We start from the raw sequence: 22,954 nt of genomic DNA on the forward strand, positions 1-22,954 counted from the left end.
GACTGGTTCACCCAAACGGGTGTAGTGGAATAAACTGTGCGGGAAATCACAAATAGCCTTGCAAAGGGAAATCACTTCCCCAGGGAAACATAGATGTTGCATTGCGGACAAAATATGTAGTTTCGCCGCAGAACTCCCGCTGGCCTGGCACTTTATTAAGAAATCCTGAAAGCGTTTCTAAGCTTCATGAGAGTAGGAGATTAGCTACCTAGCCTTCCGGCTACCCCCACTTCACCCCTACCGCAGGTAGAAGCCAAGTAGCGCCCTTGCTAAACCTGGCATTTTCCTGTGTTGCCATTGTGTGTCGCCTGTTCACCCCAGTTAGACTTGGGACTCTGAACAGGTCATAGACCACATACAAGGAGCTGAAGTACGTGGCCCACACACCGATCAATGGCCGCCATGGCGATGAGCGCACCCCAGGTGCCTCCGCTTTCGGCGTGGCTAGAAGCACTATTTATGCAGCATTCGCACTCGCGGCAGTCCTCATCTTGGCTGTCGCGGTTTTGGCGATTCCGCGGGCGAATGCGTATATCCCGGTCCAGCTAGACGAAGCTGCGGTGGGTGACCAGCCCGCTCTTACGGCTTCTATGACTTACTCTCCTAATGACCCGACCCCGGGCGCAGGTAAGCCGGTCACCTTTACTGGTACATATACGGCCACGGCTCCGGCTGCTGGCAACCCGGCCAGTATCCTCAAGATTTCGGTGACTCAGAGTCCTTATGCACCGTTTAACTCTGCCCCTACTACTTCGAACTTGAAAGTAAATAAGGGGTCGGTCGAATCGGTGGAAAAGGTTGGTGATAACACCTGGGTTTACACCGTTAAGGCCAACGATGTTTCGGGATTTGAAGCAACCTTCACCGGAGAAGCAAAGGTCAAGGAGGATGCGCCGGGCGGGTCAGTCATCTCCGCTGATACTTCCTTCACTTTCGAGCCGGGCACCAACAAGGTCGGCATGACCGAAATTACTAAACAAGTTGTGCCTACGAACGGTGATGTTTGTACAGGTTATGCCAAATACACCTCGAAGATCCCCGCAGATAGCCTTGGCTCCTGGTTGGCGGATCTGAAATTTGCCTACAACCCGGCCGTTGCAACTCTGGATGAGCTCCCCGACAACCTGTCTGACCTTTTCGCTGCGGCCAGCGATCCTAATGCCCGCAACTCCATCAAAGTCACTTTCCCGCCCGCAGTTGCTAACTCCCCGGAGGGTGCTTCTTGGCTCGAGAGCCTGAAGTCCGGCGGTGTGATTGACAAGAACGACACCACCAAGCCTCTGTACGGTGTGGATCCTAAGCTCGACATTCCTGGAATGGTCTTTAAAGACTCCATTAACTGGAAGTACGATCCAAAGGTTTGGACCGGCGTTGATTCTTGGCTGGGCACGGGAGTTACCGTCGAAGTTCACCGTGGCTACAACTATGCGAATTGTAAGAACAATATTGCTACTGATGGCGACGTTTCTCGTCTGAACGCTTTTGGTGTTCAGTACGACATGGGTCGTGCGCAACTCAAGGAACGCGTGAATGCTTCTGGCGCCTTTATTCTTCCGGGCGGGGATAGCCAACAGGGACCCTGGTGTACGGACATTGGTTACGTCTACAAGGCGAACAACAAATACGGTTTGTTCAACACGGAAAAGAAAGCTTCGACGGATCTGGTTACGCCTTCTCCTGCTCCAACCTGGGGTACCACCCTCGGTATGTCATCGAAGTTCGAAAACCGGATGTATTACCTCTATGGCGCAATGCCAGGGGCACCCAAGCTTGCGTACCTCGATACGAAAACCCTTAAGGTCACCGAGTTGGATTGGGATGCATCTGCATTTCCGACGTCAAAAACCTTGATTGGTATGACTATCGATGAAAACGGCATTGCATGGATGCAGCGTCAAGCTGATTATTCGTTGTACCGTGCTGATCTGAACCAGGCAAAGCCGGTCGTCGAGAAAATTGGCACGATCCCGTCGGGGTTGCAAACCTCGTTCGGAACTAGTGTCGCGCAGGTTTCACTCTTGGATATTTCCTCGCTCGGCGGAGATAAGCTCCTCTACTCCTTTAAGTCTTCAGGGAAGCCCAGCGTCGTTGTCTCATATGAGGTGTCAGTAGCGGGTAACACTATGGGTGCCTTTAATAGGGTTTCCGAAGCCTCGATTCCCAATACGGTAAAAATCTACAGTCTTAATGGTCTTGCTTTTGCTAAGGACGGATACGCCTATGTTGCGGATCAAGGACAGCCTCAGCTTAAGCGTTTCCAGCTCATAAAAGACGGAAAATATGTAGCAAAGAGCACGCTTGAAGACTACGTACAGAAATCCGCGATGGTTGACCTCGGTTCTTGCTACTACCCGGATGTGCCGCCGGTAGAAGGCGGTCTGAAGGTTCAAAAGTCTGCGGTCGATCCCGTTACTGGTGAATTACTTGCGCCAGGTGCAGCAGCTGTCAATAAGGTCAAGGTTGCCGCTGACGGCAAGGCTGAAGTGCAGTACGCGATTCGAGTCGTGAACACCGGCACTAAAGAAGCTGAGGTACCGGAAATTCAGGATACTTTCACGGCTCCTGAAGGCTTTGTTATCAAGGAAATGACCGCTAGGTCTGAATCTGGAGTGCCTGTTGAGGGCTTCACCAAGGAAACTCCGGTATTAAACCCCGGAACTCTTGGTGCTGGAACCTTGAAGACTTACTTCGTAACGGTCAAACTGACTGCGCCGAGCTTAGAGGCAATCGCTTCTGCCAAGGGCGAATGCGACGAAATGGGTCAGGGTGCGTCCGCCGGCGGCTTCTTCAACAAGGTTGATATGGAAGGCGATAAGGACGGCAGCAAGAATAACGAGGCTTGTATTCCTTTCGAGAAGCCCAAGACTGCAAAGATCACCCTGATCAAGAAGATCGTTGATCAAAATGGTGCAGAAATCACCGGCTCTGAGCCTGGCTTGCCGGAAGGTTTCAATCTTGAGGCGGAACTCGCAAAGTTCAACCTCGTTGCCACTGGATTCTCTGACGCAGGAGCTCCTTTGTCAGCTGTCTCTGGCGCTGCTCAGGCAAATGGCGTCGCAGTCGATAACGAAACCGTGGCGGCCGGGAACTACAGTCTTGCCGAGTCCATGACTGCACCTAACGATGGTCCGGGTAATGGCTACTACCAAGCTGGTGCTTGGGACTGCGGCGATAAGAAGCTGACTTTGGTGGCAGATCCCGGCGGAGACAATGTTCAACGTCCTCGCCTGGTTCTTCCGGCGGGCGGCTCCGCAACCTGTACGATCAAGAACACCTTCGTTATTCCGCAGGTGCATGTTGAGAAATTCGCAACCAACCCTGCTCTGGCTACGGTTGAAGGAGCTACCGCAAAGCACGTTGGTGAGCCCCTGATTCTCCAGAAGGAAAACGGCGAAGGCCCCGCGAAGGGTGACCTCGTTTACTACGTCCGGGTTACCAATGACACTGAGAAGTACGTCGTCAGCTCAGGACCTGTGCGTGACTACTTCACAATGCCTGCTGGACTGAAGATTCAGGATGGCAAGCAGGTCACCGTCGATTTCTTCAACTCGGTCGATCCGAAGGGCAAAGAACTCGCACCGGAGCAGCCTGGTGGTCTGCCGACCTTCGAGCCGACTCTCGAATACTCTCCCGCAAACGCTCGTCTCATCGTTTCCGGTGAGAATGGCCCGCTGTTGCGGAAGATTGACATCAGTGAATTCGCATACGTTGACTCTGAGAAGCCCGAGGTCAAGGGCGCTCTGCTTGCCGATAACGTGGTGAATTTGGGATCCGCCAAGAAGCCGACTGCTGCTGATAAGTGGGTTCCCAACGAGACGAGTCGCTATGCCTACTTCCGAGTCACTGTGCCTGTCCAAGAGGTCGAGGGCGGCAAGGATGACGTCGACAGCTTTGCGCACAACAGCTCTTCGCTGGGCCAATGTGAGTCGACGGCTGACGGAAGTGTCCCCGGTGTCCAGGACGGTGTCCAGCCGAAGGGTGCGGTGAACTCCGCCAGCCTGACGGATGGCGAGTCTGATTACACCCCCGGTTCCGGGACTAAGGAAACCGACAACAATGCGTGTATCCCCGTGGTGAAGCCTGCCTTCCACATTGAGAAGCTCGCAGCCAACCCGACGAAGAACCCGCACATTGGTATGCCGGTCAACCTTGATGCCAAGGAAGCCGATCAGCGTGTCCTTAAGTACAAGGTCGTTGTCACCAACGACACCGCTGTCGGTGAGAACTCTGACCAGAAGTTCGAAACTGGTCAGGTGACTGACACGTTCAAACTGCCTGCTGGCCTCAAGATGCAGGATGATCAGAACATCAAGGTCGAATTCGAGGCTGCCAGTGGCATCGAGGCTGTCGGAATGAAGAATTCCTACACCGAAGCTGAATTCAGCAGCGGTGCGGTTCTGGCCACCAAGATCACCGGTCTTGCTGGAGCCGGTAAGGAAGGCTCCACTGCTACCTTCGTCATCACGATTCCGGTCGATGCTGATGAGTCTGAAGGAGACGCTGAGCCTTACTTCTCCAACCGTGAAAACCTTGGGCAATGTGAATCTGAATCTGCAGGAGAAGGCTTTATCGTCAAGCCCGGCTCTGAGAAGGGCGCGATCAACAAGGTAACTCTGGTTGAAGAAAACCCGAACTACACCGACGTTCCTGGCCTGGTAGAAAACGACAACGTCGCTTGTATCCCGGTTGAAAAGAAGATTCCCGCGAAGTGGGAGGTCAATAAGACCTCGGCCACGAACGCTGAAGGTACTGAATTCACCAAGCCTGGTGATAACCCCGGTGCCGCGGTGAAGATGGTCGAGCAAGATGGCAAGCTGGTTGCAACTGCTACCTACAAGGTCACCTTGACCAACACGGGTAAGGCGGAGCAGGAACTGACCTCGGTTACGGATACTCCGACCCTCCCCGATGGCTTCAAGATCGATGAAATCACCTATCAGAAGCTGTCCGATGGCGAAGTTGTTTCCGTCCCGAACCCGGCCAACAAGCAGGAATTCACCATCCCCGGTGATCGCGAGGTGAAGGTTCCTTCTCAAGGAACTGTTGAGTACAAGATTGTCGTCAAGGGTTCTATCTCGACTGAAGATGCTGCAAAGCTCCAGTGGAGCGCGTCCGTTGGTGACACCCTCAACGAGAAGACCAAGGGCGTTGACGAGTGTGAATTGACTGGTAACGGCACTCCGGGCACCGGTTTCTTCAACCTCGTCTCTATCGAAGGCGATAGTGACAAGACTGAAGATAACGACGCCTGTGTCCCGCTGATTCCTCCGGCAACCAACATCGTCATCGAAAAGACCGACGACTCTGGCAGCACCCGTTTGACTGGCGCTCAGTTCAAGATCGTCAAGGCAACCGGTGAGCCTAACGCTTACAAGCCCGGCACGGAAGAAGTTTCCCTGGAGGCATTGACCGCAGAGAACAAGAGCCGTGTGCCTGGCGCTGACCTCACCATCAACGATGGCCAGGAAGAGGGCTTCGGACGCTTGGTTTCCGGCAACCTTGAGGTTGGCAAGCTGTACTACATCCAGGAAACGGTCTCCCCGGGCCAGGACAAGAAGGGCGCAAAGTACTCCCTGCTTCCCGAGCCGGTTCTGTTTAAGGTTGTTTCCGCAGGCACCGTTGTTCCGGTCAATGAACTTGGCGAGCCCCTCGAGGCTTGTGGAGACGGCGACCCGAAGTGCCCGAAGGGCAGCTACGAGGTAGGAAAGTCCTTCTACTTCACCGCCGGCAAGATCACCGTCCACGACCCCCGCGTTGGTGAACTGCCGAAGGCTGGTGGCATGGGCCACTGGACCCTGGCAGGTGGCGCAATGCTGCTGATCATGCTCAGCCTGTTCGCGATGTACCGCACTCCCGGTACTCGCCGCAAGGCATAACTAGTCAGTAGCTAGTTCCTAAAGCGCCCGCCCCGAGACACCTCGGCGGCGGGCGCTTTGGTGCGTAAGCAGCGAAATATATGCAAAATATGTAACTCACAAATGGGGGGAGTGCGACATCTGACGTCGCCCGTGCGGGTGGGATGATGCGGGGAAGGTGGTCAATGTCATTGTGGGCAGGCGGAGGGGGATAGGGCGGGACTTCCGGATTGGGGCGCAGCGTAAGTGTCAGGGTTGCTGGCGGAAAAGACACTGAAAAGCGCAGCTAAGAGGCGTTTTTTCTGCGGGAGATACTCGGCGGTAGACCCGCCCAGCCAGGGGAGGGGACTAGTCGAATAGGGGCTTAAGACTCCTTGCCTTAAAAATGCTTTACTTCTCCCTAATGAACACCTATCCCGACAGGTGGTTTTTCAATTAGTTTTTTCCTAGATGGGTCGATGACCTGAACAAAAGGAGCTGATTGACATGGCAACCACGCCCACACGAGACGTTATTGGGGTCACCACCCGCGGGGTGGAACGTGTCAAACGCCAACCCAACAGCACGCTTCGCGCACTACTGGCATGGCTGGCTGTCATCATCCTCAGCATCGCGACAGCTGCCATCCCCCAGGCGCACGCCTACATCGCCGATGAAAGCATCACCCAACCCGCCGTCGATGGGCAACCACAGCTGCACGCTGAAATGACGCATTCGAAAGTCGACGGCCACGAGCCCCGACAGGGCGAGGAATTCACCTACACGGCCACCTTCACCGTGGACAACGCCTACCCGGCGGGGATCGGCACCGAACTATCCATCACCGTTGCCCAAGACCCCAACGCGCCCTTTAGCAGCCCGCCGGAAGCCGGCGACCTCAGCGCGCCCGGCGGCACCATTACCGGCATTACCGCCAACCCGGGCGGCTCCTGGACATACACAGTCACCGTGAAAACCCCCGGAAGCTTTAGCGCCACCTTCACCAAACAGGCACAAGTCAAATCATCCGCGCCCGCCGGCACCGCCATCATCGGCTCCGCTTCCATCGCCGCGAAACCCGCCGGGGTGGTTGACGTTGCCATCGTGCAAGACGACCCCCACATCGACTTCGACGAAGGGCGCTGCGCCGGTGTGGCAGAATTCTCCGCCACCGTCCCCGCCGACCACCTCGGATCCTGGCTGGCCGACATCAAATTCGCCCTCAACCCCGCCAAAGCCCGCTTCGCGCCCCTGCCCAGCAAAGACGACTACTTCGCCGGCACCGACCCCAACAACAGCATCACCTTCACCGGGCTGAGCAGCCAACAACTCCAAACCATCAAAGACGCCGCCGTCATCAACCGCAGTGACACCACCCCGCCGCTCTACGGCACGGACCCCAAACTGCAAAAACCCGGCGTCGGCTTCGTTGACTCCATCAACTGGCCCTACAACCCAGCCATTTTCACCGGCACCGCCTGGATCCCCACCAACGTCCACGTCGTCATCAAACGCCCCTTCAGCTACCTCGACTGCATCCCCGTCCAAACCACCCTCGGGCCCAACCCCGACCGGCTGAACTCCATGGGTGTGCAATTCAGCAACGGGCGCGCCTTCGTCGACGACCGCACCGCCACCACCGACGCCTTCGTACTGCCCGGCGGCACCACCCCCACCCCCAGCTCCTGGTGCCAAGACATCTACTACACCCAACTACCCAGCAATAACGGTGGCACCGCCCTGACCGGACCCATCAACAAATTCCACGTCACCCAAAGCACCGACCCCGACAACCCCAACCCCAACGCCACCGCACCCCAAACCGTGGTGTCCTCCCTCACCGAGGACTACGGCGGACTCGCCCTGAGCCCCTACCTGCCCGACAAAATCTTCTTCTTCTCCAACGGCAACCTCCAATACATCGACAACGGCTCCATCACCACCATCGGGCCCGCACCCCAATACACCCTGTCCTCCATCGCCTTCGACCCCTCCGGCACGCTCTGGCACGTCAGCGCCTACGGGCAAGTCTGGCACTGGAAACAAGACCCCACCACCCACCTGCCCACCGGGCCCGCCATCAAAGGCCCCCAACTGCCCCTCAACGGTAACAGCTACGTCCAAGACATCGCCTTCCTCGACGACGGATCCCTGGTCTACGGCATGAACTACGGCAACACCTTCTCCGTGTACACCGTGCCCGCCAAAGAACTCACCGGCACCAAAGCCCCCCAAACGCAACTCTGGGGCACCTACCCCTTCAACGGGCCCGCCTGGGGCTTCGCCTTCGGCCCCGACAAGCGCCTCTACGTCGCGCCCGGCGTCAACGCCAACAACCCACCAACCACCGTGTGGGAAATCCCCAAAGACGGCCAAGCCATACGAGTGAACTTCGGCTTCAACCTGCCCGGCTTCATCGGCGGACTATCCTCCTGCGACTTCGGCGCACCCCTCAAACCACAGGGCGCCTTCACCGTCGCTAAAAGCGCCGTCGACCCCGTCACCGGCACCGTCGCACCCGCCGGCACCACCGCCCCCAACACCGTCACCTTCGACAGCGCCCACCGCGCCACCGTCTCCTACATCATCACCGTCACCAACAGCACCGACCAACCCGTCGACGCCGGCACCATCACCGACACCATGACCGTGCCCCAAGGATTCACCATCCTGAGCAAAAAAGCCGAAGAAATCGGCGGCAGCCCCATCGACAACTTCCCCGAAAACGGCACTCTCAACCCCGGCACCATGCCGCCCAACAGCATCAAGCAATACCGCATCACCCTCGAGGTCCAAGCCACCGTCGACGCACTCGCCGCCAAAAACAACCTCGAATGCGAAACCAGCGGTGCCGGCACCCCCGGCACCGGACTGTTCAACCTGGTCACCTCACCCGAAGACAAAGACGGCGCCGACAACAACGACGCCTGCATCCCCATCACCCCCGTCGACAAAGCGCACCTAACGCTCATCAAGAAAATCGTCGACCAATCCGGCACGCCCCTGCCCGACCAAAGTGACGCCCAAAACTTCCAACTCGTAGGCTCCCTCCAATCGCCCACCCTCAACACCGGCGTGGCGGGCACAGCCAACCCCGACACCGGAATCGCCGTCGACGAAGACGTCATTGCCGGCACCTACACCCTGGCGGAACAAGGACCCACCGTCGACGGCGACGCCCCCTACTACTACCAAGCCGCCACCTGGACCTGCAGCCCCGGCACCTTCGACCCCGCCACCAGCAGCGTCACCGTGCCCACAGGTGCGACCGCCACCTGCACCGTCACCAACACCAAAGTGCCCAAATTCCACGTCGAAAAACTCGCCACCCACCCAGCGGCCACCGACGAAGGCACCCCACCCAACCCCCACATCGGCGCCCCCGTCATCCTCAACGACGGGCGCGGCACCATCGAATACACCATCGTCGTCAGCAACGACGCCACCTTCGCCGGAAACTCCGGACCCATCACCGACCGCTTCGGCGTGCCCGCAGGCCTCGTGTGGGACAGCACCCGCCAAGCCACCGTCACCTTCAACGGTGAACACGGCTCCACCGCCACCGACCTGCTCACCCACCCCACCGAACAACAACTCGCCAGCGGCGCCACCATCGCCAGCTCCGTGCGCAACATCCCCGGCCTAAGCCCAGGCGCCACCAGCGGCGCAGCCAACAGCGCCAGCTTCACCATCGCCATTCCCATCGCCGCAGACGGCACCAAAAATGCCGGCGGCACCACCGCCTTTGAACAAGCGGAAAAAACCCTCGGGGAATGCACCTCCACCACCGTCGAAAACACCCCCGTCGCCGACGGCACCACCAACAACGGCGTCCTCAACCACGTCTACCTCCCCAACGAATACACCAACGACACTAAAACCCTGTGGAACAAAGACAACGTGGCCTGCGTACCCGTGCGCGAAAACAACATCCACGTCGTCAAGCAAGCCACCCACCACGACGGCACCTCCGGAGTACACGAAGGTGAAATGGTGTCCCTGAAAGCCCCCGCCCCCGGGCAAGATCCCGCCGGCGTGCTCGACTACACCATCATCGTCAGCAACGACGCCCCCTTCACCGCCACCACCGGGCCCCTCAGCGACACGTTCACCATGCCCCCGGGGCTGACCAGCAACGGGGACGCCACCATCACCCTCGAAGCCCCCACCGGGGTAACCGTCACCGGAGCCCCCACCACCGTCCCCATCAACCCCACCGGCGAAACCACAGTCAACCTCGCGGAAGCCATCAGCGGGCTTGCGGCGCGCGACGAAGACGGCCACCAAGTCACCTTCACCATCAGCATCCCGGTGAAAGCCACCGCTGATTTCTCCCGCCACGCCGACGACCTCAACTCCTGCGTGATGCGCAAACTCACCAGCGCCGACGGAAAAGAATCCCTCAACATCGTCAGCCCCGACTCCACCGACGGCGCCATCAACGCCACCACCCTCACCGGGGAAACCGGCGCCTACACCACCATCCCCGACGCGGTGGAAGGCGACAACAAAGCCTGCATCCCGGTCGAACTCCTCCTACCCAAATGGAATCTCAAAAAATACGCCGACAACAGCGGCGAGGCGAACAACGACGGCACCGAATTCACCGCCAACCCCGGCGTGAAAGGTGAAGAAAAAACCCTCACCTTCAACCCCAACACCGGCCGTTACGAAACACTCGTCTGGTTCAAAGTGACCCAAAGCAACGACGGCGATGGGGCAGGACCCGCCCCCGCCGTCACCGACACCATCACCCTGCCCGAAGGGATGCGCATCGACGCCGTCACCGCCGGCGAGAAGGTCCAAACCCTCACCCCACAGCCCCTCGCAGCGGACACCACCAACACCTTCACCTTCACCATCCCCGCCGGTGACACCCCAATCGACCCCGGACAAACCCGCACCTACCTCGTGCGCGTGGCAGCCTCCGTCGACGTCGCCACCGCCAACAGCATGAACTGGGGTAACGCCCTGGGAGAAACCTCCCGCAGCGCCGACGCCACCCTCGGGGCAGGCGAATGCCAAAACGAAGGCGCCGGCACCCCCGGCACCGGCATCTTCAACCAGGTCAGCGCCGACGGCGACGATGGCAGCGACGGCGATAACGACGCTTGCGTGCCCGTGCGGCCCAGCGCGAAAAGGATCCTCGTCGAAAAGACCGACGACACCGGCAAGACGCGCCTGACAGGCGCCCAATTCGCCCTCTACAAAGCCACCTTCGCCGATGGCGGCTGGGTGCCGGAAACCACCCCGCTGCTCGAAGCGCTGCCGGCACTCGATAGCCAGACCGCCCCCAGCGTGCTGCCCGGCTTCAACCCGGACACCGCCACCGAGGAAGACTTTAACGGCCGCTTCATTACCCCGCAGCTCGCAGTCGGGCAGGTCTACCTGCTCAAAGAAACCAAATCCCCGGCGATGGACGGCAAAACCTACTCCCTTTTGCCGGAACCAGTGATGTTCAAAGTGGAAAGCGACGGCAGCATCATCCCCGTCAACTCCCTCGGTGATGAATCCACCGACGGCGTCGAGAAACAAGACGGCACCTACGTGGTGGGCAACTCCTTCTACCTGGCCGCGGGCACCATCACCGTGCACGATCCGCGGGTAGGGGAGCTGCCGAAAGCCGGCGGTGTGGGCCACTGGACGCTGGCTGCGGGCGCCTGGCTGCTCATCGCGGCAAGCCTAGTCTCGCTCTACCGGGCCGGAAGTACCCGCCGACGCGCCCTCTAGCCACCAACCCAAAGGGCATTTGGGCAGCTCATAGGGCCTTAAACTCTCCTATCAAGAGGCGGAGTTTAAGGACCTTGGTGGGTCGGGTGGCAGCTGGGCTGTGTAGTTGCTGCGCAGATAGATAGCCCCCCTTGGGGTAGCGCAGGGGGTATTGGGGATGGATTTCACCCCCACACCACCAACTTATAATAAAAACATTTGTGACAGTTGCGATTGATAGGCTCTAAGCCCTATTGTTTGTCCTCATGACCAACCGCGCCCTCGGCAAAATTGCCGCTCTTCTTCTCGCAGCCACCGCATTCGTGGCCCCCGCCGCCACCGCCCACGCACAAGGCTCCAGCACCGCTGACGGCCTGCCCGCCGGCAACCAACAGTCTGGCAGCAACGCCGTCGACCTCATCGACAGCCTCGGCGCGCCCCAACAATTCGACGCCATCGTCCGCATCGGCAATTGCTCCGGCAGCATCATCGCCCTGCCCGACAGCAAAGACACCGACCCCGCCCTGATCCTGACCAACGGGCACTGCTACAACCTGAAAATGCGCGACGGCGATGTTGTCACCAACATGCCGGTGCGCGAAAAGGCCTACCTGTTCACCGGGCCCAACCCCCGCCGCGTGGGCACCCTGCCCGTCAACAAGGCCCTGTACGCCACCATGACCGACAGTGATATCGCCATCTACCGGGTGGGCATGAGCTACCGCGACATCTACCGCTACTACCGCACCGTGCCGCGCGTCTTAAGTGATGTTGCCCCCACCGTCGGCGATAACCTGCACGTGACCTCCGGGTACTGGAAGCGCACCTGGGACTGCACCTTCGACGGCATTGCCGATAAGGTTCAAGAATCCGGCTGGACCTGGGAGGGCGTGACCCGCATGGTGGGCCCCAGCTGTAAAACCCAGCCCGGTTCCTCCGGCTCCCCCGTGCTCAACGACGCCGGCAAGATCGTCGCCGTCAACAACGCGGGAAACTTCGACGGCGCGGCCTGCCGCAACAACAATGCCTGTGAAAACAACGACGGCAACATCACCGTCATCCCCGGCGCCCGCTACGCCACCCGCACCGACCAGGTGCCCGGCTGCTTTAGCGGCTCGGAAGTAAACATGGCCAAGCCCGAATGCACCCTGCCCGGTGGCGCCGCCTACTCCGGGCACGCGCTCCAGCTGAACTAAACCAGCTCGTGCCACACCCTATCTGGCACCACCTTTTCCACCCCACGCCCCACCGCCACCCGGTTGGGGCGTGGGGTGGCGCCGTTTAACCAGCCACACAACTTTGTTCGGCGCGACTCCCCGCGCCCGCGTGGAATACCCCTGCGAGATGAGTTTTCCGGTAGGTTTTTAGCCACCATGAACCCGCTAACTCAGGCCGTTTTGTCGCAGGCCACGAAACTTCTCACCCGCACCACCGCGGCCGCCCCGCAGGCGCTGGACAGCGCCAGCGAACTCGCCCGTAATCTCACTGGGCGCATCACCCAACCGGCCGCCGAGACCGTCAAAGCCGCCGTCGGCCGCTTCGCGGACCAACCCATCGCCACCGGGCCTTTGGGTCGAATCGATGATGCTGTGTGGCGCTTCGTTGTCTCCCACCGGCCGGCCGGCAGCCCCGGCCCCACCAGTGAGGGACTGTCCCCGGCACACGCCGGCAGCCCCGCCCCCTGGCAGGCCACCACCTTCGCTGACGGCTTCTTCTACACCATCCACTGGGTAGCGCAGCCCTCCATCGTCGTCACCGCCGGCAGCCTGTTCGCACTCACCCAAGGCATTTTGGGCCTAGATCCCGTCCGCCGCCGCATCCTGGCAACCGGCACCAAGCCCGCCTGGTTTTGGGACGTCACCATGGCGCAAGCCATGACCAGCATCGGGGTGGTCGTTACCGCCCAGGCATGCTCCACCGGGTTTAAAAAACTCTTTGGCCGCCAGCGCCCGCCGGAGATGTTCCGCCTGGCTATCGAAAGCGCCCGCTCCTTCCCCTCCGGGCACATGATCGCCGCCGTGGCCGGCTGTGGCGCACTGCTCGCCCTGCGCTACGCCGGGAAGCGTGCCGCGCACGCAAGCGCCATGGCAACCACCGCGCCGGGTGTGCACGAGCAGAACCCAGCCAGTGCGGCGGACTCCCGTCAGGATGTTGCTTCCCGCACCACCCAGGAACAAGTGCCCCCGGCACTCATTGCCGGCTGTGTGGCCTGGTGCCTCATCGTCGGCTACGACCGCCTTTATATGGGCGTGCACTGGCTCAGCGATCTTCTTGGGGGCGCGGCCATTGGCGGTTTTTGGTCTTTTGTGGCCTGGAAGGCACAAGCCCAGCTGCGGCAACACCGCTAAAAAAACCAAGCGCCTGCCCCACGCACAGCGAGCACGCGCATGGGACAGGCAAGTCTGAAATTGTCTCCACCCGCGCTCGCGGGTGGAAGTCGGGTAGAGGTGCGGTGGCCGATGGGCTGTTTAGGCCTCGTCGAAATAGTGCAACGCACGGGAGAGCAGATTGGTTTTCTCGCCGGGAAGATCCAGGATGAGATCGAAGAAGTCCTGCGGAACCTCATCTGAGCCCGGCTGATCGTGCGCGGTCGGCCCCACGGGTGCGGGCGTGACCACGGCGGTGGGCACCTGACAACGACGATCATCGCTCATAAGCCCCACCGTACAGCTCCCACCGGGTGCCGTACAGGGCTTTGGGGCACAAATTTTCAGCAACAACCATAATTGCTTGTGCATATCACCCCCGGGGTGGGAAAACCGCCCCCGTAGAAAAGTTGATATCACTCGTTCGGTGGTGTTCAATCGCCTGGTAGCACACGTTGCACACCCCCACATCGAACCCCACCCGCACCACCACGTGCCGAAAGAACACCCCGCATGTCAGACGACGCCACCACCGCGCACCCCTCCGGCCTTGATGCGCACCCTTGGTGGTTCACCCTTGCCACCCAAGGGCTGTTGCTCATCATCCTGATCGCCACCGTCGTGGAGGCGATTTTGCTGGCCGGGTGGGTCCTCGACCCGGATGCCATGTGGTGGCAGATCGTCATCCTGCCCCAAACCTGGCTGCTGTCCGGCCAGGCGGACGTGTGGGCCGCCATTTTCTACTCGGTGGCCCACAACATCATCGGCACCTCCATGCGCTATTCCAGCGTCATTCAAGTAACTTTCGCGGTGATCCTCACCGTGAAGTTCCTGCTGCTGGTTTATGCGGGCTGGGGGCGCGGCAACAGTGTGTTGATGTCGGCGCTCAAACTGCTGCTGATTCTGCAGGCACTAGCCAATACCTACATCGTGTTCATTCAGAACTTCGCCATCCCCGCGGTGGGATTGCTTTTTGGGGCTGGCATCAACCTGGCGTTTGTGTGGTTTGTGCACGAGGCTGGCAAAACGCCCCGCGCAGCTGAGCTGTAAAAACCTCCGGCGCGGGCCGGGCTGCAGCCACCGGGATGACTCCCACCGGTGATGAAGGGCAGCTAGTGCAGTCCTGCGCGTTTTTTCGTCAAGGAGGTCGCCGGTGCGGTGAAGGGATCATCTGGCCAGGGATGCTTGGGGTAGCGACCCTTCATTTCCTTTTTCACGTCCTGATAGGTGCCGGCGAAAAAGCCGGGAAGATCGGCGGTGACCGCCAGGGGGCGTCCAGCAGGGGAGAGCAGGTGGACTGTCAGCGCAATGCCCGGGGCAATAATCATGGGGGTTTCCGGCGCGGGATCTTTGACCACCTGTGAGCGCCCCACCACGGGGTGCGAGGTGATGCCGAAACACTCCTGCAGCTTCAATGACACCTGCGGATGCTCGCCCGAGTAGTCGATGGGCACCACGCGCCCGGAGGGGGCTTCCCATCCGGCGGGAAGAAGCTCACCCATGACTTGCTGATACTGCCACGGCACCAGGCGACGCACAGCGGCCGTCATGTCGACTTTGGCTAGCGCCATCCCGCCGGCAACGGCCTCGCACTCGGGTGCGAGCCACTGCACGGCATCCGCCGTCAGCGAGTCCTCATCAACAGCCGGCCACAGGCCGCCGAGGTAGTCATGGGCGAAACGCAGACGCGCAAGCAACGCCTGGGTCTCGGCGGAGGAGAAGTCCGGAAACAGTGCCGGGCCTTGCGTAGCGATGGCGTCCTCAAGGGCTGCGGCCAGGGTGTGCGGGGTGAGCTTGACCGGCTGGGAGCTCAACTCGATCGCGCCGATTCGACGCACCGCGCGCCCCCGGATCACCGGTGTGCTTCCACTGGAATCGACCTGGGCCGTCGTGGTGGTCTCAAGGGGCATGATCGCCAAGACGTCACCCTCGTCGATGCGTGCTGCTGCGCGCACCACGGGCAGGCGTGGGGCACCTTGTGTCCCAACACCATCGGCACGATCCACGGAGGCGATGGCCAACCACTGGGCATCCTGCAGGCCCACATCGTGGGGCACTCGCACGCGGGTCCCGCCGGTGGTGAGAAACACCGGCTCACCGCCGGATGCGCCGTGGCCGGTGGTTTCCGACACCCGCCGCGCCAGACGGTGCGGGTAGGCCAGACCGACGACCACACCAGCTGTCGGAGGTAAATTTTCCACCGCGGTGAAACCTTGGGTGCCTTCGCGCAGCTCACGGTAGCGCTGCCCATGCGTGGCAGCCAGACGCGCGAGGCGCTTTTCCTGCGGATGCTTAAGCGCGCGTGCGATATCACCGCGCGGGTCGTCGCCCACCACGGCCGCAATGGGCGCGGCCTTTTCACCCAAAATGAACAGCGCATGCGCTAGGCGTGGATCGACCGGAACCCGCGCCAAAAGCTCGCCAGAGGCAGTCACATGCCCAGTAGCATCCACCGCACCAATTGCCCGCAAAGACTCCTCAGCACGCACCACCGCGCGCTGTGGCGGGGCATCCAACAGCGGCAGGCCTTCCGCGCGTGGAGTTCCCCAGCACGCCCACACCAGCGCCATCTGCGTCAGATCGCTGACCACAATCTCCGGCGTGACACCATCGGCCAGCTTCTGGAAATCCAGGGCCGAAAAACACCGGACCACCACACCAGGCCCCTCACGACCCGCGCGGCCAGCGCGCTGCTCCGCCTGGGGGCGGGCACACGACACGGTGACCAGTCCCGCCATGTCGCGACCGTGGTCGCGGCGCGGCGCGCGGGATAAACCCGCGTCGACTACCGCGCGTACACCGGGCACCGTAACCGACGACTCCGCCACCGCAGTGGACACCACCACACGCGGCTCATCGGTATACATCGCCGCGTCCTGTTCCTGCGGAGTCAACCGCCCGTGCAGCGGATAGGCGTTCACACCCCGGTCGGCCAACGCGTCCATCACGATGCGGATCTCCCGCACACCCGGCACAAACACCAACACCGAATATCCCTGTGCAGACTGCTGCGCAAACTGGCTGGCCGCCTCATGCGCGACGTGCTGTAGGAATTCGCGTGATACAGCCAGCCTGCCAGCAGCCGGACTGTATATCACCTCCAGCGGGTGCAACACCGCCGGAGTATCGATGATTGGTGCGTCACCCATGAGGCGGGAAAACTTCCTTGCATCAATCGTCGCCGACATCGCCACCACATGCAGATCCTCAATCAGCTCCGCGGCTTCCAAGGCGAGCGCCAAAGCAACATCAGTATCCAGCTGACGTTCGTGCACCTCATCGACAATCACCGCCCCCACCCCGTGAAGCTCCGGGTCATCCAACAGGCGCCGAATCAGCACGCCGGGAGTCACAAACGTCACCACCGAACCGGGATGGTTCTCACCGCGCACCTGGTAGCCAACCACATCGCCCAAGGAAGTGTCCGACAGCTGCGCCAGGCGCCGGGCGGCAGCACGCACAGCAACGCGCCGCGGCGCCACAACCACAACCTGCGGGCGCGTGGGCGAACACTGACCAAGCATGTTTGCCACCACGGGCGGAACAAGTGTCGTTTTGCCAGTGCCGGGAGGCGCGGTGATGATAGCGCGCTGGTGCTGGCGGAGATGGGTGGGGATGGAAGAAACGATGCGGGATACCGGGAGCCCGTGTCCAATGTCTTCAACTGGGAAGAGAAATTTCATGAGTGAAGTTTCGGGGGTAATTAACAGACGTGTGCGATTTGTATTGCTACGCATCCCCAACGCTGTTACAGTTATTTCAGCTGCTGCAGTTGCTGCAGTTGATTAGAAAGGATGTTTCCAGATGTCCGCTGTGGAAAATGCTGCTGTCTTTAAGTGTGACACCCTGACTGTCTCAGATGCCCAACGGGCCGCAATCGAACAAATCGTGGGCAAGGATTCCGAACAAAATGAGTTCGCCACCATGGTTCGACACGTCATGCAGATCGTGGAACAGCGTGGTGCCTTCGTCATCGTGGAGGAAGACGGCGAACTGAGCCCGACGAAAGCCGCCGAGTTTCTCAAAGTATCTCGTCCGACCGTGATGTCCTTCATCAAGAAGGGAAAGCTCGAGTGCCGCAAGGTCGGATCGCACTACCGTATCCCAGTGTCCGCGCTCCTTGAATTCAAAAAAGCACAAGATGCCGGCAACAAGTTCACGGCGGAAGCACTCAGCCAACCCCAGCACCTGTCTGTAGAGGATAAACCACTCACGGCTGAGCAGATCGACTTCGCTCGCTCTCTGTTCAACGAAGAGTAATCAGTTTGAGGAACTCCTGAATGGGGCGCCTGTCGTCGCATTCAGGACAAATGGGTAAATCGTGGGTGCGTTCATCTCCGATGGGCACAAACCACTGGCCACATAGAGGCTTAATCGCGGTTTTTTCCACATGCGCCCCCACAAGCTGTGTTTTATCGACATAGTGGAGGTGTGTGGGGGCAGGGGGCTTGTATGTGGGCGGTGTCAGTGACTCTGACGCGATGTCATCAGTGATGCGCGAGAAAAGCTCTGCCGCGTTCACCAACACGATCAAAGTGAACTCTTCCGCGTCTTTGTAGCTGGTCTCGATGAGCGACTGGTCCGGCTGCAAAAATGGAACGATCGTATGCGTCAAGAAACTCAAAACACGATCGTCGGGATGCTTCATCGTGACCGTCAGCGAAAGATTGCCGAGAATATCCGTCGCTTTCGCCGCAGCGTCTGCCTCGGGTGCAGAAAAATCGATATCAACCGTTAAATCAACACACTCCACATCGGGGCCAACCTCGAGGGAGCCAGTTGCCGGTTCGCGGCGTTCCACGACGCTCTGTAAAAGATCGACGGTCAGAACCAAAGCCGCTGTCTTCAACTGTTTGTCAGAGGCATATTTGACGTGGAAGTCATACACTTCCAGGTCATCGGAGGTCGGGCACGACTGCGCCGGAAAAGTATCTCTTACTGTTGCAGGACTGTGAAAAGTGTCGTGTTCTTCCACGAACACACACCAGGCGTCGGGCAGTACTAATTTGCTGTCGGAGCGATCCTCGAGCAACTGACTTTGGATATCTTGTGTCAAAACCATGGCAGCACGCCAGCCAGTATTTTTGTCGCGTAGCTCGTAGACCGAGTGCCCAACCTTTTTTGTCATCGCTGCCTGTTTGTTCGGAAGCGTGCCATCAGCACAATAGCGACGTGCGTCTTTTAGCAATGGATGATGGTCTTCAATCCAGCTCAACGCTTTGTCCAAAGCGGTGAACAAAGGGATCGAACTACCGCCATCCGAACTTGAATTGGCCTGGATTTTCACTTCTTCCGCCAACGACGCAAGTGTGGGGTCGACCCCCCTTTTAACCAGTGTCTTAAAAACCCTCATCGCTGGACGGCAGCTTCGCATCTCATTCACCCCAAAGAATTTCCCAATATTTTCCGATGGAAAAATATTAGCAAAATGTGCCTCGTCCAAGGCCCAACGAACTAACCCCTCAGTGGCAGCGGTGGACACACCGATCAAGGCCACGACCGTGGCCCACCACTGCCGCCTCGAAACGCTACGGCAACCTAGCTGTTCGTATCCTGTGCAGCAACAGATTTCTTTTCCGAAATAGGCACATAAACCTGGTTGCCCTGGGCCTGGAACTGCTGCGACTTCTCCTTCATACCCGCCTCAATCGCCTCCACAGTGTCGAGACCATTCTCCGCCGCATAATCACGCACATCCTGGGAAATGCGCATGGAACAGAACTTCGGGCCACACATCGAACAGAAGTGCGCCGTCTTCGCAGGCTCTGCCGGAAGAGTCTCATCATGGAACTCGATCGCCGTGTCCGGATCCAACGCTAAAGCGAACTGGTCATGCCAACGGAACTCGAAACGCGCCTTACTCAACGCATCATCGCGCTCCTGGGCACGCGGATGCCCCTTACCAAGATCCGCAGCATGCGCCGCAATCTTGTACGTAATCACGCCCGTCTTGACATCGTCGCGGTTCGGCAGACCCAAGTGCTCCTTCGGAGTGACATAGCACAGCATCGCCGTACCAGCCTGACCAATAATCGCCGCACCAATCGCAGAAGTGATGTGGTCGTAACCAGGCGCAATATCAGTTGCCAGCGGGCCCAGGGTGTAGAACGGCGCATCGTGGCACCACTTCTCCTCCCACTCCACATTGACCGCAATCTTGTGCATCGGCACGTGGCCAGGACCCTCAATCATCACCTGGCAACCACGGCTCCGAGCAATGAGCGTCAACTCGCCCAGAGTCTCCAACTCCGCCAACTGAGCCCGATCGTTCGCATCAGCAATCGAACCCGGCCGCAAACCATCACCCAGCGAAAACGTCACATCGTAGGACGCCAAAATGTCGCACAACTCCGCGAACTCGGTGTACAAAAACGACTCCCGGTGCTCCTTCAAACACCACGCCGCCATAATCGAACCACCACGCGACACAATGCCAGTGACACGGTGCGCCGCCAACGGGATATAGCGCAGCAGCACACCAGCGTGCACCGTCATATAGTCCACACCCTGCTCACACTGCTCAATGATGGTTTCCTTGTAGATCTCCCACGTCAACTTCGTCGGATCACCATTGACCTTCTCCAGCGCCTGATAAATCGGCACCGTACCCACCGGCACAGGAGAATTACGCAAAATCCACTCACGGGTCTCGTGAATATCCGCGCCCGTCGACAAATCCATAATGGTGTCCGCACCCCAGCGGGTCGCCCACACCATCTTCTCGACCTCCTCCGCAATAGACGAGGTCACCACCGAGTTACCAATATTCGCATTAATCTTCACCGCGAACTTCTTACCGATAATCATCGGCTCAATCTCCGGGTGCTTGTGATTGGCACAAATCACCGCCCGGCCCGCAGCAACCTCCTCACGCACCTCCTCCGGAGTAAACCCCTCACGATGCGCACAAAACGCCATCTCCGGGGTGATGATGCCAGCCCGCGCCCACGCCAACTGGGTAGGAACCTTCAACTCCGGGTGCTCCTCGGACGCCGGCGCCGGCGCCGGCTTCGGCCACGAATCACGCGTCTTCGGCAACCCAACCTCAAGATTAAGCTCCGGGTTTTCCAACGTGTACGGGCCGGAGGTGTCATACACATCGAAGTGCTCGCCGGTGGTCAGATCGATGCGGCGCGCCGGGATTTTTAGGGTCAGCCCCTCGAAATCGACGTCGTTGTACACCTTGTGGCTGCGATAGATCGGCCCGGTGGTCACCTGGCCCGTCGTCGGTGGGGCAGATTTCAGGTTTTTGGGGGTGCGAGTAACCACACCATCTCCTTCCTACGCCGGCATGATCCGGACAGGTTCTGGCGGTCGGCGTTCCAATCGTTTACGCCCTCTCAGCGACAACAGGTGTCACTCCCGCGAATGGGTGTTGATTACCAACATAGCAACCACCCGGCATGTGAAAGTGTGAAACGTGGGTGAAAACGCAGCACCCCGCCACCCCCAACGCCTGTACAAAGCCGCCCCCAATAACCGCACCGCGCGGCATAGCAACCCCCTGACCAGCAGCCCGCCCACTAGGCACGCTGCGACGGCGGTTTTCCACAGGCGCACACCTGCTGCTAGGCGCGGTGGGCGATATGGGCCCTAGTCTGGCAGCTATGAAAGACAATTCTGCGCAGCCCACAGCCATCCAGCCGGGCCAGAGCTGTCCGGTCACCGGCCTGATCCGTGGCGAGGATGGAGTGTTTCGTCCGGGGTGGGCGAACACGGAAGAGCTGGCCTGCTACTACGACACGGAGTGGGGCATTAGTGCCTGTGGTTCGGGGGCTGCGGCGCTGACCCACCTTTCGGAAAACGCCCTGTTTGAGCGGCTGTGTTTGGAAAGTTTCCAGGCGGGTTTGAGCTGGGCGACGATTTTGCGCAAGCGTCCGGCCCTGCGCCAGGCTTTTCACAATTTCGACGTCGACCAAGTAGCGGCGATGGATGATGATGACGTAGCAAGCCTGATGGACAATCCCGCGATTTTGCGCAATAGGGCCAAGATTCAGGCGGTGATTGGCAACGCCCGCGCCACGATTGCGTTGCGCGCGCACGGCGGGTTGGGGGAGTTTATGGCGCCCTACTGCCCGCCCCCTGCCCCGGCGCCGCGCTGTGTGGATGAGATTGCCTCCCGCAGCGCAGAGTCGGCGGCGCTGGCGAAAGCGCTGAAGGAGAAAGGCTTCAGTTTCGTCGGCCCCACCACCATGTACGCCCTGTTTCAGGCGCTTGGAGTGGTCAATGATCGGGTGCCCGCGCCCTAGGCAATAGTGCCGAAACCGCGGCCTGAGCCGGGGGCGCTTTGTTAGTCTCGATAGTTATGAGCATCACAAAAGACACCCCGAAGGCCACCCGAACTGCGCTGGTAACCGGCGCTTCTAGCGGTATTGGTGAGGCTGCTGCCCGCGCGCTAGCTGCCGATGGCTGGCACGTTATCGTCGCCGCCCGCCGCCTGGACAACCTGGAGCGCATCGCCAAGGACATTGGCGGCAAGGCCATCGCGGTCGACGTCACCGACCAGGCCAGCGTGGACAAGCTGGCTGCCGCCATCGACCGCCTGGACCTGCTGGTCAATAACGCCGGTGGTGCCAAAGGCCTGGACTCCGTGGAGGAAGCCAACCTGGAGGATTGGCAGTGGATGTACGACACCAACGTGCTGGGCACCCTGCGGGTGACCAAGGCGCTTTTGCCACAGCTGAAAGCCACAAAGGGGCAGGTCATTAACATCGGTTCCATTGCGGCGCGGGTGCCGTATGTGGGTGGGGCCGGCTACAACGCCGCCAAGCACGGCATTGCCGCTTTTAGTCGCGTGCTGCGCCTAGAAAACGTCGAGGTGCCGCTGCGGGTGTGCGAAATCGACCCGGGCCGGGTCAAAACCGACTTCTCCCTGGTGCGTTTCAAGGGCGATGAGGACAAAGCGAACGCGGTGTACGCGGACAAGCTGAACCTATCGGCCGAAGACATCGCCGAGGCAATCCGCTGGGTGGCATCCCTGCCCGCACACGTCAACATTGACGAGATGCGCATCATGCCGGCCGACCAGGTCTAAACACCACCAGC

Annotated in this window: 12 protein-coding genes and 1 riboswitch; of the genes, 8 read left to right on the forward strand and 4 right to left on the reverse strand. The window is 59.9% G+C overall.

What is annotated here, in order from left to right; all coding sequences use genetic code 11:
* Nucleotides 1–374: 374 nt before the first annotated feature.
* The 4 genes from CAQU_RS00265 to CAQU_RS00280 all read left to right on the forward strand — a co-directional run bounded on the left by CAQU_RS00265 (nt 375) and on the right by CAQU_RS00280 (nt 13,891).
* Nucleotides 375–5,876 (forward strand): SpaA isopeptide-forming pilin-related protein, encoded by a 5,502-nt coding sequence (locus CAQU_RS00265; RefSeq protein WP_157108828.1) that lies wholly within the window; start codon nt 375–377, stop codon nt 5,874–5,876.
* A gap of 465 nt (nt 5,877–6,341) precedes the next feature.
* Complete coding sequence (locus tag CAQU_RS13140; protein ID WP_075724216.1) at nt 6,342–11,564, forward strand: SpaA isopeptide-forming pilin-related protein; 5,223 nt, start codon at nt 6,342–6,344, stop codon at nt 11,562–11,564.
* 245 nt (nt 11,565–11,809) lie between these two features.
* Complete coding sequence (locus CAQU_RS00275; RefSeq protein WP_075724218.1) at nt 11,810–12,739, forward strand: S1 family peptidase; 930 nt, start codon at nt 11,810–11,812, stop codon at nt 12,737–12,739.
* A 177-nt stretch (nt 12,740–12,916) separates the two neighbouring features.
* Nucleotides 12,917–13,891, forward strand: a complete 975-nt coding sequence (locus CAQU_RS00280; protein WP_075724220.1) for a phosphatase PAP2 family protein — start codon at nt 12,917–12,919, stop codon at nt 13,889–13,891.
* 120 nt (nt 13,892–14,011) lie between these two features.
* Here the strand turns inward: CAQU_RS00280 and CAQU_RS00285 are convergent, their stop codons facing one another.
* Entirely contained in the window at nt 14,012–14,197 is a 186-nt protein-coding gene (locus CAQU_RS00285; RefSeq protein WP_075724222.1) for a hypothetical protein, read from the reverse strand.
* A 225-nt stretch (nt 14,198–14,422) separates the two neighbouring features.
* Between CAQU_RS00285 and CAQU_RS00290 the strand changes: the two genes are divergently transcribed.
* On the forward strand, nt 14,423–14,959 hold the full coding sequence (locus tag CAQU_RS00290) for a hypothetical protein (protein ID WP_075724224.1): 537 nt from the start codon (nt 14,423–14,425) through the stop codon (nt 14,957–14,959).
* A gap of 62 nt (nt 14,960–15,021) precedes the next feature.
* Here the strand turns inward: CAQU_RS00290 and hrpB are convergent, their stop codons facing one another.
* Complete coding sequence (gene hrpB, locus CAQU_RS00295) at nt 15,022–17,592, reverse strand: ATP-dependent helicase HrpB (RefSeq protein ID WP_075724226.1); 2,571 nt, start codon at nt 17,590–17,592, stop codon at nt 15,022–15,024.
* A 121-nt stretch (nt 17,593–17,713) separates the two neighbouring features.
* Between hrpB and CAQU_RS00300 the strand changes: the two genes are divergently transcribed.
* Entirely contained in the window at nt 17,714–18,169 is a 456-nt protein-coding gene (locus tag CAQU_RS00300) for a helix-turn-helix domain-containing protein (protein WP_075724227.1), read from the forward strand.
* Here the strand turns inward: CAQU_RS00300 and CAQU_RS00305 are convergent.
* Together CAQU_RS00305 and thiC are read right to left on the reverse strand one after the other, a co-directional pair.
* Nucleotides 18,156–19,406: a DUF3039 domain-containing protein gene (locus CAQU_RS00305; protein ID WP_075724229.1), complete on the reverse strand. Its 1,251-nt coding sequence runs from the start codon at nt 19,404–19,406 to the stop codon at nt 18,156–18,158. The genes CAQU_RS00300 and CAQU_RS00305 overlap by 14 nt on opposite strands.
* Nucleotides 19,407–19,447: 41 nt before the next feature.
* Nucleotides 19,448–21,178 carry a phosphomethylpyrimidine synthase ThiC gene (gene thiC, locus CAQU_RS00310; RefSeq protein WP_075724231.1) on the reverse strand — a complete coding sequence of 577 codons (1,731 nt, stop codon included), beginning with the start codon at nt 21,176–21,178 and terminating at the stop codon, nt 19,448–19,450.
* A riboswitch (TPP riboswitch) is annotated at nt 21,171–21,285 on the reverse strand. (Overlaps the previous gene by 8 nt.)
* Nucleotides 21,286–21,516: 231 nt before the next feature.
* On the opposite strand from thiC, the gene CAQU_RS00315 reads away from it, so the two are divergent.
* Both CAQU_RS00315 and CAQU_RS00320 read left to right on the forward strand, forming a co-directional pair.
* On the forward strand, nt 21,517–22,158 hold the full coding sequence (locus CAQU_RS00315; RefSeq protein ID WP_075724233.1) for a DNA-3-methyladenine glycosylase I: 642 nt from the start codon (nt 21,517–21,519) through the stop codon (nt 22,156–22,158).
* Between the two features lie 56 nt (nt 22,159–22,214).
* Nucleotides 22,215–22,943, forward strand: a complete 729-nt coding sequence (locus CAQU_RS00320; protein ID WP_075724235.1) for an SDR family NAD(P)-dependent oxidoreductase — start codon at nt 22,215–22,217, stop codon at nt 22,941–22,943.
* The last annotated feature ends 11 nt before the right edge of the window (nt 22,944–22,954 follow it).

It is taken from the genome of Corynebacterium aquilae DSM 44791, assembly GCF_001941445.1.
In the GTDB taxonomy this organism is placed as follows: Bacteria; Actinomycetota; Actinomycetes; order Mycobacteriales; family Mycobacteriaceae; genus Corynebacterium; species Corynebacterium aquilae.

What these genes read in the sequence shown, in the direction of transcription:
- CAQU_RS13140 (WP_075724216.1), top strand. Translation starts at nt 6,342, where the DNA reads ATGGCAACCACGCCCACACGAGACGTTATTGGGGTCACCACCCGCGGG.
- CAQU_RS00275 (WP_075724218.1), top strand. Translation starts at nt 11,810, where the DNA reads ATGACCAACCGCGCCCTCGGCAAAATTGCCGCTCTTCTTCTCGCAGCC.
- CAQU_RS00280 (WP_075724220.1), top strand. Translation starts at nt 12,917, where the DNA reads ATGAACCCGCTAACTCAGGCCGTTTTGTCGCAGGCCACGAAACTTCTC.
- CAQU_RS00285 (WP_075724222.1), bottom strand. Translation starts at nt 14,197, where the DNA reads ATGAGCGATGATCGTCGTTGTCAGGTGCCCACCGCCGTGGTCACGCCC.
- CAQU_RS00290 (WP_075724224.1), top strand. Translation starts at nt 14,423, where the DNA reads ATGTCAGACGACGCCACCACCGCGCACCCCTCCGGCCTTGATGCGCAC.
- hrpB (WP_075724226.1), bottom strand. Translation starts at nt 17,592, where the DNA reads ATGAAATTTCTCTTCCCAGTTGAAGACATTGGACACGGGCTCCCGGTA.
- CAQU_RS00300 (WP_075724227.1), top strand. Translation starts at nt 17,714, where the DNA reads ATGTCCGCTGTGGAAAATGCTGCTGTCTTTAAGTGTGACACCCTGACT.
- CAQU_RS00315 (WP_075724233.1), top strand. Translation starts at nt 21,517, where the DNA reads ATGAAAGACAATTCTGCGCAGCCCACAGCCATCCAGCCGGGCCAGAGC.
- CAQU_RS00320 (WP_075724235.1), top strand. Translation starts at nt 22,215, where the DNA reads ATGAGCATCACAAAAGACACCCCGAAGGCCACCCGAACTGCGCTGGTA.